Origin of the sequence: Amphritea atlantica (assembly GCA_024397875.1) — a bacterium.
In the GTDB taxonomy this organism is placed as follows: domain Bacteria; phylum Pseudomonadota; class Gammaproteobacteria; order Pseudomonadales; family Balneatricaceae; genus Amphritea; species Amphritea atlantica_B.
This window is the reverse complement of the sequence record CP073344.1, coordinates 2,252,958-2,267,005: the sequence shown is the minus strand read 5'-3', so window position 1 is coordinate 2,267,005 and position 14,048 is coordinate 2,252,958. Positions and strand designations below refer to the sequence as shown.

Annotated in this window: 12 protein-coding genes; 9 read left to right on the top strand and 3 right to left on the bottom strand. The window is 51.8% G+C overall.

Annotated features, from left to right (window positions below; all coding sequences use genetic code 11):
- The first annotated feature begins 107 nt into the window (after window positions 1–107).
- From KDX31_10420 to KDX31_10410, 3 genes are all read left to right on the top strand, one after another.
- Window positions 108–494 (top strand): glutathione S-transferase N-terminal domain-containing protein, encoded by a 387-nt coding sequence (locus tag KDX31_10420; GenBank protein ID UTW01791.1) that lies wholly within the window; start codon window positions 108–110, stop codon window positions 492–494.
- An 84-nt stretch (window positions 495–578) separates the two neighbouring features.
- Window positions 579–2,567 carry a DNA topoisomerase III gene (locus tag KDX31_10415; protein ID UTW01790.1) on the top strand — a complete coding sequence of 663 codons (1,989 nt, stop codon included), beginning with the start codon at window positions 579–581 and terminating at the stop codon, window positions 2,565–2,567.
- 240 nt (window positions 2,568–2,807) lie between these two features.
- Window positions 2,808–3,353, top strand: coding sequence for a cytochrome P460 family protein (locus KDX31_10410; protein ID UTW01789.1), 546 nt, complete (start codon window positions 2,808–2,810; stop codon window positions 3,351–3,353).
- Between the two features lie 69 nt (window positions 3,354–3,422).
- Here KDX31_10410 and KDX31_10405 read toward each other — a convergent pair whose 3' ends face one another.
- Window positions 3,423–3,893: a nucleoside triphosphate pyrophosphohydrolase family protein gene (locus KDX31_10405; protein UTW01788.1), complete on the bottom strand. Its 471-nt coding sequence runs from the start codon at window positions 3,891–3,893 to the stop codon at window positions 3,423–3,425.
- Window positions 3,894–4,118: 225 nt separating this feature from the next.
- Between KDX31_10405 and hutC the strand changes: the two genes are divergently transcribed.
- From hutC to KDX31_10375, 6 genes are all read left to right on the top strand, one after another.
- A complete protein-coding gene (gene hutC / locus KDX31_10400; GenBank protein ID UTW01787.1) occupies window positions 4,119–4,829 on the top strand; it encodes a histidine utilization repressor in 711 nt (236 codons plus the stop codon).
- Window positions 4,830–5,506: 677 nt separating this feature from the next.
- Window positions 5,507–6,715 (top strand): imidazolonepropionase, encoded by a 1,209-nt coding sequence (gene hutI, locus KDX31_10395; protein UTW05367.1) that lies wholly within the window; start codon window positions 5,507–5,509, stop codon window positions 6,713–6,715.
- A complete protein-coding gene (locus tag KDX31_10390) occupies window positions 6,708–7,688 on the top strand; it encodes a formimidoylglutamase (GenBank protein UTW01786.1) in 981 nt (326 codons plus the stop codon). The genes hutI and KDX31_10390 overlap by 8 nt, the downstream gene beginning before the upstream one ends.
- Window positions 7,689–7,693: 5 nt before the next feature.
- Window positions 7,694–9,367 (top strand): urocanate hydratase, encoded by a 1,674-nt coding sequence (hutU, locus tag KDX31_10385; protein ID UTW01785.1) that lies wholly within the window; start codon window positions 7,694–7,696, stop codon window positions 9,365–9,367.
- Between the two features lie 97 nt (window positions 9,368–9,464).
- Window positions 9,465–10,997, top strand: a complete 1,533-nt coding sequence (gene hutH / locus KDX31_10380) for a histidine ammonia-lyase (protein UTW01784.1) — start codon at window positions 9,465–9,467, stop codon at window positions 10,995–10,997.
- A gap of 434 nt (window positions 10,998–11,431) precedes the next feature.
- On the top strand, window positions 11,432–12,388 hold the full coding sequence (locus KDX31_10375) for an AraC family transcriptional regulator (protein ID UTW01783.1): 957 nt from the start codon (window positions 11,432–11,434) through the stop codon (window positions 12,386–12,388).
- Window positions 12,389–12,471: 83 nt separating this feature from the next.
- Here the strand turns inward: KDX31_10375 and KDX31_10370 are convergent, their stop codons facing one another.
- Together KDX31_10370 and KDX31_10365 are read right to left on the bottom strand one after the other, a co-directional pair.
- The gene (locus KDX31_10370; GenBank protein UTW01782.1) at window positions 12,472–13,275 is read right to left on the bottom strand and encodes an IclR family transcriptional regulator; all 804 of its coding nucleotides are present in this window, start codon (window positions 13,273–13,275) and stop codon (window positions 12,472–12,474) included.
- A gap of 62 nt (window positions 13,276–13,337) precedes the next feature.
- Window positions 13,338–14,048, bottom strand: coding sequence for an ABC transporter ATP-binding protein (locus KDX31_10365; protein UTW01781.1), 711 nt, complete (start codon window positions 14,046–14,048; stop codon window positions 13,338–13,340).

Genomic DNA, 14,048 nt, shown 5'->3' with positions numbered 1-14,048 from the left:
TGCAGTTTAAGCCCTGTTTTTTATAAGGAAATTATTTTGCCGGGTAGTGGTATACTGTCGCGCGAATTAACCGGTTGCTATCCGGTCTGAATTGAGGAGTTATTAAAGTGGCATTTATTCGTTGGTTTCTGGGCAGGATTATCCTGCTGCTGAACTTCATTTTCAGTCCCCGTGCGTTTAAGAGGGATCCTGAGCAACAGCGTGAGCTGGATCTTCGCACCACGCATCTGTCGCTTTATCAATATGAAGCCTGTCCTTTTTGCGTCAAGGTGCGCCGGGCTTTGCGCCGTAATGGCCTGAATATTGAGGTGCGTGATGCTAAAAAAGTAGAAGAGTATCGCACTGAGCTGCTGCAGGGTGGCGGTAAGCTGAAGGTGCCGTGCCTGCGTATTGATGAAGGGGAAGGCAACGTAAGCTGGATGTATGAGTCTTCGGATATTATCCACTACCTTGAACAGACCTATATTGAATCTAATCAACAAAAAGCAGCCTGAGGCTGCTTTTTTTCTCTCAGGATGCTGGTGTCCCGGAAGATATTAAGATAACGTATCTGTATATTTAACCAGTACTCTTCCGATATGATCCTATACATTGCTGAGAAGCCCAGCCTGGCCCGGGCTATTGCTGATGTCTTACCTAAACCCCATAAAAAAAATGATGGCTATATTGAGCTGGGAAATGGCGACTGTGTCAGCTGGTGTCTCGGACACCTGCTCGAACAGGCCGATCCCGCTGACTACAATCCTGATTTTAAACCCTGGCGTTTTGAGCATCTGCCGATTATCCCGGATGAGTGGAAATTAAAGCCCAGGAGTAAGACCCGCTCTCAACTCGCGGTGTTGCGTAAGCTGATCCGGCAGTCAAAGCAGCTGGTTCATGCGGGAGATCCGGATCGCGAAGGTCAGCTGCTGGTGGATGAGGTGATTAACTATCTGGGCGCCAGTGCGACCAAGAAAAGAACCGCGCAGCGGCTGTTAATCAGTGATCTCAACCCCAAAGCGGTCAGCGCTGCACTTAGTGGGCTTAAACAGAATTCAGAATTTATACCGTTATCTGTATCAGCGCTGGCGCGCTCGCGCGCGGACTGGATCTACGGCATCAATCTGACCCGGGCATACAGTATTCAGGGGCGAAAAGCCGGTTATAACGGCGTGCTGTCGGTTGGCCGGGTGCAGACACCCTTACTGGGTCTGGTGGTGCGTCGTGATAAAGAGATTGAGAACTTTGTTTCCAAACCGTTTTATGAGGTTCAGGCGTTGGTTGAGACCGAGGCTGGGGAAAGTTTTAAAGCCCGCTGGAAACCGAGCGAGAATTGTCAGCCCTATCAGGATGATGAGGGCCGGGTATTAAACCGAAAACTGGCCGAAAATGTGATCGTCCGGATTAAGGGACAACCGGCAGAACTGGTCAAACTTACCCAGAAACGTAAACGGGAAAATGCGCCACTGCCTTTTAATCTGTCAGCTCTGCAGATAGAAGCAGCAAAGCGTTTCGGTATGAGTGCTAAAGCGGTGCTTGATACCTGTCAGTCGCTTTATGAACGACATAAACTGCTGACCTATCCCCGTTCCGATTGTCGCTACCTGCCGGAGGGGCATTATGCACAGGCTGCCGAGGTGGTTAATGCTATTACCGGTAATCAGCAGACGCTGGCTGCGTTTCTGCCGCAGATTGATACGTCCCGTCGCTCATCGGCCTGGAACGATAAGAAGGTCAGTGCCCATCACGCCATCATACCGACCACCCGGCAGGCTAATTTTGCCTCTCTGAGTCAGCAGGAAAGCCAGCTATATGATCTGGTAAGCCGTTATTATCTGGCTCAGTTTATGGCGCCCTACGAGTATGACGATACCCGGGTTGAACTGACTATCGCTGGCGGTCAGTTTATCGCCACGGCTCACCAAACACTGAATTCCGGTTGGAAACAGCTGCTTTCCGCGTCGGAAGCAAAGCACAGCACACTTCCGGTCTTGGCTGAAGGTCAGGCGTTACTCTGCACGGACGGCCTGCTGGAAGAGAAAAATACTCAACCACCCAAGTATTTTACCGATGCCACACTGCTGGCGGCGATGACAGGGATCAGCCGGTATGTGACCGACCCCGAAGTTCGTAAGGTTTTGAAAGAGACCGATGGACTGGGAACAGACGCGACCCGGGCAGGCATCATCGAACTTCTGTTTACCCGCGGTTTTTTTGTCAGAGAGGGAAAAACGATTCGCTCTACCACCGTTGGCCGTGCCCTGATCGACTGTTTGCCGGAAGGTGCCACGACCCCGGATATGACAGCGCTCTGGGAGTCTGAACTGAGCAGAATAAGTCAGCAGGAAAGCAGCTACAGCAGTTTTATGCAGCCGCTGACCGATCGTCTTCACGCGCTGATCGCTCAGTCTGCAGACGTAGTGATTCCTGAAACACTCAAAGCCTTAAGTCCTGCGCCTAAGAAAAGGCGTGCCAGCCGCAGCCGCAGTGGTTCTTCAGCTAAAAGCTCTGTCGCTAAAAAGCCTGCCAGTGGGAAGAAAGGCGCATCCGTCAGAAATAAAAAAATGGATAACAGTTCTGCCAGATGATTCTCTTAGTCGGTATGGCTAGCGAAAAGCGGTATGTTGCTAAGTAAAAGACACAAGCCTGCCTGCTGCTCCATAAATGGGGCGAATTATAAAGCCCGGTTAAGCGTAATTACGTGATCGCGGTCAAAGCGCAAATTTTCAGTGATGTTTCATAAACCGTGACTACGCTTTGGCTACAACGTCCTGCTATGTGTGAAAAAGGACTGATTCAGACGCTTCATGTTCTACAGGAGCTTTGATATGAAATTCAGAAATAAGATAATTACGTTCTCTGCAGCGGTGGTGTTATTGGGTTGTACCGCCATTGCTGCAGCCCCGTTCGGCGGTGATGATTCAGTGGACTATGCCAAAGACCTGTGGGCCTTGATGGTAAAACATAACCTTGCCGGAAAGGATGCGATTATGACCCGTCCGTATACCGGCATGCCTCCCCATGGCATGATCCTCGAATTGCTGGAGCAGAAAGTAACTTTGCATGATGTCACCGGTGAGCTGGTGGTGAAACGCAACTACGGTGGCGATGGTCTGATGATCGGGGATGTCATTAATAGCCCGGATAAGTATTTGCAGGCGATCACGGTGATGTTTCGTCGGGAAGCGGGTTACGACAGTGACAACAATGATTGGTTTTACGCTAAATATGCGCCTGATGGATCGTTGATGAATAATCCCAAAGGGATGGCGTTAGCCGGTCGTGTAGCCAAAGGAATGCCGACCGGCTGTATCGCTTGTCATCAAGGCGCTGAAGGCGGTGACTTTATCTTTAATCATGATCGTTATAAATAATCTAAAGCGTATCCGGTAATAAAAAAACGGTGCTCCAGGGCACCGTTTTTTTATTACCGGACTGCTCAATCAGTCGAGTTTGGGTTCATGCCAGTTGATGCATTTAAGAAACTTATGGGCCGGGTAGAACTTGCCATCTTTACCGGTCTGATCTTCTGACGATTTGATAAAGGCTTTAGGCAGCTCGCCGCCGCTGTATACATCCAGGCCGATCTCTGTACGGTAATAGGTCAGGGTTGCTTCAATCTCAGCTTCCGTTTTACACAGCTTTGACAGGTTGCTTTGCTGAACCGCGGACATATCTTTATCCGCATCAATCCCCAGCACGTGGGCCATACCGTAGGTCACCACCAGAATATCGGCAACCGCATCCCGTACTTCAGACATATCTTTATTCTGAATACCCTCAACCAGTTCCGCCAGTTCCTCCTGAATCAGATGCAGTTGCTTACCTGCTTTTTCCCAGTCAGGATTATCTAAGCTACCCAGCTGATTGCCAAATACAGTGTTCAAAAAGGAAACGTCGGTGAAATTACTCATGGTTGTATGCATACCGTTAACAGTTAAAAACGGTGTATATGATGAACGTTTAGACGGTTAAGCGCAATTTGAAATCTGCTGATCGCAGTCCAGACGGTGTAGGGGATCAGCAATAGCGTATCAGGCGTATGCTGCCGGCCTCTGTTTTTCAGAAACCAAGTAAATCTGACAACGGAGGTTTGAACCGATACAATCAATTTTTTTTGCACCATGATGAGGGAGCTTGTGAGCAACAGACCACGCTACCAGCAGATCAAAGGCTATATTCTGGACGGCATCAAGCAGGGGACCTATACCTCTGGCAGTAAAATTCCTGCAGAAGTCGAGCTGGCGAAACAGTTTGAAGTCAGCCGGATGACGGTCAATAAAGCGATCAGGGATCTGGTACAGGAAAATCTGCTGGTTCGCTACCCGGGCATGGGTACCTTTGTCACCGATGCTAAAGCTGAATCACCGCTAGTGGATATCCGTAATATCGCCGAAGAGGTGGTGCAGCGGGGTCATCGTTACAGCTGTTCGGTCATCAAACTGCAGGAAGCGGTAGCGGATGAGGTGATCGCAATGCAGATGGGTGTTCCGGTGGGCACCTCTCTGTATCGCTCGGTGATTGTGCATCGCGAAAACGATCTGCCCATTCAACTGGAAAACCGTTTTGTTATCGCTCGCTTGCTGCCGGATTATCTGAATCAGGATTTCACCGCCGGTACGCCCCACGAATATTTGTCAAAAATGTATCCGGTGTCCAATGTCGAACATATCGTTGAGGCGATTTTGCCGGATCCGAATGTGCAGCAACTGCTGGATATCGACGCCAATACCCCCTGCCTGCTGGTGAACCGCCGAACCTGGTCCGATGATCGTCTGGTCAGCTTCGCCTGCCTGACCTATCCCGGCACCCGTTATAAATTACGTTCGTTTGCTTCACCGGGTGTATAGACTTTCTGGTTTTGCGCATATCTACCTTTTTTTTTTCTGATGGATTATGTCGTTAATAATGGCTGAAAGCCGCACCGGACAAGTGCATTTCAGGTTGTTGCGGCTTTGGGGGTGTGAGGTTAAAGCTTAGCCTTAGGCTTGCCCGGGTAGAGTACTCAGGTAAAAAGCATCATTCGTTAGACGCGACCATTACTTTTAAAAGCTCTTCCGGCTCCACTTAAGTCCTGATGTACCCATAAGCGTACCAATTCCCGTTCCTAACACTTACCCGCCTGAATTGCCGAATGCGGAGGACATTTACAGCAACTCCGCCCAACTACCCGGGTTAACGATAGTGTAAGCAGGCTTCTGTTAGCTACGAATTTCATATATGTATATACATATGTCTGATCTGTTCATCTATCTTTAGGATTAACTCAAGCAGCTTTCTCCTGCCACCGATTGAAATCGTGTGGACCTTGACGGAAATTTATCTGCTCTGTTTATTTGACTAATAGTTATTTTTTATTTCTGTTATTCAATAGGTTACTCGTTTGTTTTTAATCCTCTTAACTTCTATTCAGCTTAAGCTCCCGGAGTATTAGTAAAAATAATTTGGTTTCCGCAACCCTTGGTGGTATATATATGTATATACAAAGTGCTGTTGAGGTGTTTCTGTGTTTAAACGCTGTGAAAGGATCTGGATCAATGCCAACTGTGCAACGCTGGATCCGAATGTCGAGGCCCCCTATGGGGGTTTAAATGATCAGGCGATCGGGGTCCGGGACGGCCAGATCGTGGCCATTGCACCGATGTCTGAGCTTGATCTGACCACTGTGACTGCTGAGCTGATTGATGCCCGGGGTGGCTGGATGACGCCAGGCCTGATCGATGCTCATACTCATCTGGTGTTCGCCGGGAATCGCGCCGAAGAGTTTGAACAGCGCTTGCTGGGGGTCAGTTATGCAGAGATCGCCCGTCAGGGCGGCGGTATTTTAGCGACGGTTAACGCGACCCGTAAGGCTACGGTTGATCAGTTGGTGGAGCTGTCTCAGCCCCGCCTGCAAGCGTTGATGGCGGAAGGGGTGACGACGGTTGAGATTAAATCCGGCTACGGTCTCAGTGTTGCGGCTGAACTGAATATGCTGCGCGCCGCTAAACAGCTGGTTGAGCATAACCCGGTCAGGGTGTCGGCGACTTTGCTGGGTGCCCATGCGCTGCCACCGGAGTTTCGCGATGATGCCGAAGGCTATATCGATCTGGTGTGCAATGAACTGATTCCTGCGGCGGCCCGTGAAGGGCTGGCTGATGCGGTGGATGTATTCTGCGAGACTATCGCGTTTTCTCCGGCCCAGTGCGACCGGGTATTCCGGGCTGCCCGTGCGCACGGACTGGGCATTCATGCCCATGCTGAACAGTTAAGTAATCTGCACGGGGCGGAACTGGCCGCCAGTTATGGTGCCTGGTCGGCTGACCATCTGGAGTGGTTAGATGAGGCCGGCGTCAGGGCGATGGCCGAACAGGGCACCGTCGCAACATTGTTACCCGGCGCGTTCTATTTTCTGCGGGAAACCCAGCTGCCGCCGATCGAACTGCTGCGTAACTATCGGGTACCGATGGCCATTGCCACTGACCTGAATCCTGGATCTTCGCCGCTGGCATCCCTGCAACTGATGATGAATATGGCCTGCACCTTGTTTCGGATGACGCCTGAAGAGGCTCTCGCAGGTGTCACCCGTCATGCGGCTCAGGCACTCGGCTCTGCGCAGGCGATCGGTATGCTTCGCCAGGGTATGCAAGCCGATATGGTGCTCTGGGATATCGCTCATCCGGCTGAACTGGCCAGTCAGTTTGGCGTCAATCCGATCCGACAGCGAATCGTCGCTGGGAAGATAACCCATGTCTGAATACTCAACGGCGTTTAATGCTATCTGGAAGGGCCGTATCGATACGGATGAATTGCCTGAACTGGCCTGTCGTCTGCATCAGCAGATTCAGCCGCTGACTGCCGGGACTGCGGCTGAGACATCTGACAGTGTGGCGATTATCGGTTTTTGCAGCGATGCTGGTGTGCGCCGGAATCAGGGCCGGGTCGGCGCTCGTCGAGCGCCGGATCTGTTACGCCGTTCGCTGGCGAATCTGCCCTGGACACTCACCCGGCCGGTCTGGGATGCGGGTAATGTGGTGTGCGAGGGCGAACAGTTAGAAGCGGCCCATCAGGCACTGGCTGATCAGGTAAGCGAATGTCTCAGTGCCGGTCACTTTCCGTTTGTACTGGGCGGTGGTCATGAGGTCGCCTATGGCAGCTGGTTGGGGTTAAGCCACTACTTGCAGGCACAGAGCGCAGCATCCGGCAACCCGCCCAGAATTGGCATTATCAACTTTGATGCCCATTTCGATCTGCGTCCGGATAGTAATGGCGCCAGCTCAGGTACGCCGTTCTATCAGATTGCTCAGCAGTGTCAGGCTAATAACTGGCCGTTTCAATACTGCTGTCTTGGTGTCAGTGAAATGTCTAATACTGCGGCGCTGTTCCATCGGGCCGATCAGCTGGATGTCACTTATCGTAAAGACAGTGAGCTGGATATTACCCACCTGACTGAAACACAGGCGCTGCTACAACAGTTTATGGCTGACTGTGATCAGCTTTATCTGACCATTGATCTGGATGTGCTGCCGGCAGCAGTCGCTCCGGGTGTCAGTGCGCCCGCCGCCCGGGGAGTGGGACTGGAGATACTCGAGCCCCTGATCGCAACGGTAGTGGCGTCCGGCAAACTGAAACTGGCCGATGTTGCCGAGTACAACCCTGAATTTGATATCGATAACCGGACTGCACGGGTTGCTGCGCGTCTGTTCCACTGTATTGTTAAACGAGGATAAGAAAAATGAATCAAAATCGTCATGATGCCAGCCGGATTATTAAAGCGCCGACCGGAACCGAACTGAGCTGTAAGAGCTGGCTGACCGAAGCGCCGATGCGGATGCTGATGAATAATCTGCATCCGGACGTTGCCGAGAAGCCGGAAGATCTGGTGGTCTACGGTGGTATCGGTCGTGCAGCACGTAACTGGGCGTGCTATGACAAGATTATTGAGGTGCTGCAGCGGCTGGAAGAGGATGAAACCCTGCTGATTCAGTCCGGTAAACCGGTGGGGGTGTTTCAAACCCATGCGGATGCCCCACGGGTACTGATCGCCAACTCCAATCTGGTACCACACTGGGCTACCTGGGAACACTTCAATGAACTGGATAAGCAGGGTCTGATGATGTATGGCCAGATGACCGCCGGATCATGGGTGTATATCGGGTCGCAGGGAATTGTCCAGGGTACCTACGAGACCTTTGCCGCGATGGCCAAGAAGCACTTTGCCGGTGATGCCTCCGGCCGTTGGGTACTGACCGGTGGTCTGGGCGGCATGGGTGGTGCTCAGCCGCTGGCGGCAACCATGGCCGGTTTCTCCTGTATTACGGTTGAGTGTGATGAAACCCGCATCGATTTTCGTCTGCGAACCCGTTATGTCGATAAAAAAGCCTATACCCTGGATGAAGCACTGGGCATGATTGATGCCGCTAAAGCCCGTGGCGAAGTGGTCTCAGTGGGCTTGCTGGGCAACTGTGCGGATATCTTCCCGGAACTGGTTGAGCGGGGTATCACACCAGATGTGGTGACCGATCAGACCAGCGCCCATGATCCGCTCAACGGGTATCTGCCGAAGGGCTGGACTCTGGAGTACGCAGCCGATATGCGCCTGAAAGATGAAGCGGCGGTGGTCGATGCGGCAAAAGAGTCCATGGCGCTTCAGGTGCGGGCGATGCTGGCTCTGCAAAGCCAGGGTGCCGCGACCACGGACTATGGTAACAATATCCGTCAGATGGCCTTCGAAAAAGGGGTCGAGAACGCCTTTGACTTCCCCGGGTTTGTGCCAGCCTATATCCGTCCGCTGTTCTGCGAGGGTATCGGTCCCTTCCGCTGGGTGGCATTGTCCGGTGATCCGGAAGATATCTATAAAACCGATCAGAAAGTCAAAGAGTTGATTCCGGATGATCCGCATCTGCATAACTGGCTGGATATGGCCCGTGAAAGGATCGCTTTCCAGGGGCTACCGGCACGGATCTGTTGGGTCGGGCTGAAGGATCGTCAGCGACTGGCGCTGGCGTTTAACGAGATGGTCAGAAACGGTGAGCTGAAAGCACCGGTGGTTATCGGTCGTGACCATCTTGATTCGGGTTCGGTTGCCAGCCCCAACCGGGAAACGGAAGCGATGCTGGATGGTTCCGATGCGGTTTCAGACTGGCCGCTGCTGAATGCCCTGCTGAATACCGCCGGTGGTGCCACCTGGGTGTCACTGCATCACGGCGGTGGTGTGGGCATGGGCTTCAGTCAGCATGCGGGGGTGGTGATTGTTGCCGATGGTAGTGATGCTGCAGAGAAGCGTCTGGCGCGGGTACTGCACAATGATCCTGGGACGGGTGTGATGCGTCATGCCGATGCCGGTTATGATATAGCCATCGATTGCGCCCGGGAGCAGGGGCTGGATCTGCCGATGCTGAATAAATAGAAAATCAACTATAACGAATAGTGCATCGTTCAGCGGGCCTGATGATTGTCAGGCCCGATACGATGCAGGCGATAATCATTTTTTAGGAACTATCCTGATGTATCAACTTACTGTTAAACCAGGGCATCTCTCCCTGGCTGAATTACGCCGAATTAACCATGAACCGGTGACGCTGTCTCTCGACCCGGCCTGCCACGAAATGATTCATGCCAGTAGTGCAGCGGTTGAAAGGGTCATCGAAGCGGGGCGGGTCGTCTATGGTATCAACACCGGTTTTGGTCTGCTGGCCAACACCCGTATCGCCGTTGAAGACCTGGCGCTGCTGCAGCGTAGTATTGTCCTGTCCCATGCTGCTGGGGTGGGTGAACTGATGTCTGAATCGACGGTGCGGCTGATGATGACCCTGAAGATCAACTCGCTGGCACGCGGTTTTTCCGGGATTCGTCTGGAAATTATAGAAGCGCTGATCAAACTGGTGAACGCTGAAGTTTACCCCTGTGTACCGCAGAAAGGCTCGGTGGGGGCATCCGGCGATCTGGCGCCACTGGCGCATATGAGCACAGTGCTTCTGGGTGAAGGTGAGGTGACTTACAACGGTGAGCGCATGTCGGGCGCAGAGGGCCTGCGAATTGCCGGACTGGAGCCGATCGCTCTGGCACCTAAAGAGGGATTGGCGCTACTGAATGGTACGCAGGCCTCTACCGCATTTGCACTGCAGGGGCTGTTTGCTGCCGAAGATCTGTTTGCTGCGGCGATTATATCCGGATCGCTGTCCGTGGAAGCGGCACTGGGTAGCCGTCGGCCGTTTGATCCCCGGGTACATGAAGTGCGGGGTCAGCAGGGCCAGATCGATGCGGCTAACGCCTACCGCCATCTGCTGGGTGAGCGTTCCGAGATTGGTGACTCCCACGAAGGATGTGAGAAAGTTCAGGACCCGTATTCACTGCGTTGTCAGCCTCAGGTCATGGGGGCTTGTCTGCAACAGATCCGTCAGGCGTCAGAAGTCCTGCTGGTAGAAGCCAATGCGGTGTCTGATAATCCGTTGGTGTTTATCGAAACTGACGAGTTTATCTCCGCCGGTAACTTTCATGCCGAACCGGTCGCCATGGTAGCCGATAATCTGGCCCTGGCCATCGCTGAGATCGGCTCGTTATCTGAACGGCGCATGGCGCTATTGATCGACTCCAATCTGAGCAAATTACCGCCGTTTCTGGTTGATAATGGCGGCGTTAACTCTGGTTTCATGATCGCTCAGGTGACCGGTGCGGCCCTGGCGTCTGAGAACAAGTCACTGGCACATCCCGCCAGCGTTGACAGTCTGCCAACCTCGGCCAATCAGGAAGACCATGTATCGATGGCCACCTTCGCCGCTCGCCGGTTAAAGGATATGGCGGATAACACCGCGGGTATTCTGGCGGTGGAGTTGCTGGCGGCTTGTCAGGGGGTCGATTTCCGGGCGCCGCTGAAGTCTTCAGAGCGGGTTGAAGCAGCCAAAGCACAGCTGCGTGAAGTGGTGCCTTTCTACGATAAAGATCGTTACTTCTCACCGGATATCGAAAATGCCAAGCAGCTGATTCAGAGTGCTGCCTATAACAGCTACATGCCGCCGCAATTGCTACCGAGCGTGTAAGTCACACTACTGTTACAGACGTTGTTGCGACGCTATCGGGTGATTCCGGTGAGCGTCGTGGCACAATTGTTTCAGGTATTACCCCTCAGATGCGGCAACAGAACCGTCCCTTTTTTACTGCCTTTCTCACTGCTTTTCTGCTGGATTTGTCTTCCGGTTTGAACTCTGCCCACACGTCCACTGCGTAACCAGGACCTTCCTTATTTAACGACGCTGTTTATCTCCTCTGCCTGAGGGGCAGAATCCGGGGGGCTGACGGCCTGGATTTTTGCAATGCCATATTCGGGTCACCGCTATGTATGAGATGAGTGTTAGCGTCAGAGTTGCAACATGTAAATTATTCAGTTTAAAGTCACAGAAACAGCGGGTAAATTGACAGCTATTTGTTTATTATATATAAACTGATTTATAAATAATAAAAAAGAGACGCTGTGATGTTTAACGAAGTGCTGCAGGGGAGTGCCATATATCAGGCGCAGGATCCCCAGGTTATATCTGACTACGTCAATCAACATATTGGAACCCATAGAATCTCTGTTAAGGGTGAGTGCGAGCGGAAAGCGTCAATCTGGCATCGTAATTTTTCCGACGTTGCGCTTTCACGGATAACCTATGGTGGTAATGTCAGAGTACAGTCTGCGGATCTCGAAGATATCTATCATCTGCAGATAGTCACCCGTGGCGTATGCGACTGGAGTCTGGCGGATAAAGACTTAAGAGTCAGTGCCGGAGAGGTTCTGCTGCTTAACCCTAATGACAGGGTCGATCTCAACTACTCAGCTGATTGCGAGAAAGTGATTGTTAAGATCCCCAAAAGTGTAATGATCTCTGCGTTGGCCGAAAAAGTCGCCTATCTGCCGAAGGATGGGGTGAAGTTTGATCATGCAGTACGGAAAACCGCAGAGCACCGTTCCCTGATCCACCTGCTCGAACTGATCTTTATGGAAGCGGAAGCGGCGCAATCAGACTTCTCGCAACTGGCGCCCTACAGCAGCCTTCTGGCGGTGAAACTGCTGGACTGCTTTTCAAATAATATTCAGATCCCCGATGAGATTGAGGCGCCACACTGCTTTTCTGCAATCGACAGCTACATCGCAGACCACATCAAAGATGATCTTTCCATAGACGACCTGGCTACGCTTAGCCGGGTCAGTCAGCGTACCCTTTATAATATTTTCGCCCGGCATAAGTCAGTCACTCCGATGCACTATATAAAGCAGCAGAAGCTGATGCATGTACATAAAATGTTGCAGGATGGCGAGGGTGGATGTCGTAATGTCACCGAGGTCGCCCTGGATTTTGGCTTTATGCATCTGGGACGTTTTTCCAGTGAATATCGGAAGATGTTCGGCGAACTGCCCTCAGAAACGTTAAAAAAGAGAAGTCATTAACGGGTTTGCAAATCTCTGCGTCGTAGCGGTCAGGAGAATAAAGGCACCTAAGGGTGCCTTTTTTGATGCATTGGAATAAAGGCTCAGATATAGCCTCTTAACTGTTGTGTGGCCGTCTGACAGGCATGGAGCACAGCCTGCTCATAGATGCTGCCTTTATCGACCGGCGTGTCACTGGTTTGACCCAGCAGGTTGATGATAGAACTGATATTGTTATCAACATCAAAGATCGGTGCACTGACGACGTTTATATCCGGCAGATAGTCCTGCTTGAAGCGACAGACTTTTTCCTCCCTGATCTCCTCAAGCAGTTTTATAAACTCACTTTTGTTCAGTGGTTGCCCCATATGTCTGGGCAGGGCGGGAGGGTTGTCAAAAAATTCATCGACGATCTCCAGGCGTCTTTGTTCCGGCAGAAACGCCAGAAATATGCGGCCAGAGGCGGAGGTAAAAGGTGATAGCTGTGATCCGAGGCGGATATTAACGTTGAGAGAGCGGCTGGAATCCAGCCATTTAATCACCAGCGGACAATTACCGTTCCAGATCGCTACGGTTATGGTTCTGTCATATTCCCGGTGCAGCTTCTCTGCACAGAGGAAAGCGCTCTGGATCGGGTCGATCAGACGCAAAGCCGAGATGCCGATCTTCAGGCTGCTGGTGGCCAGGGTGTATTTCGAGTCACTTTGCTGACTGATGTACCCCAGTTTTACCAGACTGACCAGATATTTATGTAACCGGCTGGGAGACATCTCAGCAAGCTCAGCGAGCGCTTTCAGGGTAACTGGCTTGCCATATTCAGCGATGTGTTCCAGAATTTTTAGCCCTAGTTCTAATGAGCTGATACCCTGTTTGTGATCTTTGGGAATGGTAATCGTTGTGTCGATCATACAGTGCTTCGTTCCTTATAGCAGGAGACCTTCTATTCTCTGGCAGGCCTCTCGCTATCGTATTAGACTGCCAGGCTTTGTTCAATAAACTCTTTATTATCATCAAGTGATTGAGAGTCCCCCTGAAACATCACTTTGCCTTTCACGATCAGGATATGTTTCTCGCAGAGTTCATTCAGCACTTTAATGTTCTTATCAACGATAATCGTTGATACGCCGGAATGTTTAATCTGTCTGATTACCTGCCAGATCTCTTTCCGGATTAACGGTGCGAGTCCCTCGGTTGCCTCGTCAAGGATCAGCAGGTCAGGATTGGTCAGCAGTGCGCGGCCGATTGCCAGCATCTGCTGCTCGCCGCCGGACAGCTGCGTGCCTTTATTGGTCAGTCGTTCTGTCAGGCGGGGAAACACTTCAAGAACCTGCTCATAGGTCCAGTTGGCTTCACCCCGTGAATTTTTCCGGGCCGCCATCTGCAGATGTTCTTTCACTGACAGATTGTGGAACATACCCCGTCCCTCAGGGACATAGGCGATATCCTGACGCATCCGTTTCCAGGTGGGAAGGCGGGTTATATCTTCACCTTTATAAATCACAGAACCGCTACGCGGTGGTGCGATTCCCAGAATTGACTTAAGGGTAGTGGATTTTCCCATGCCGTTGCGGCCCATAATACTGACCGTTTGCCCCGCTTTAACATCGAAAGATACGCCATGGAGAATATGGCTTTCGCCGTACAGTGTTTGCAGGCCGTGAACTTCAAGAATATTCTGCAT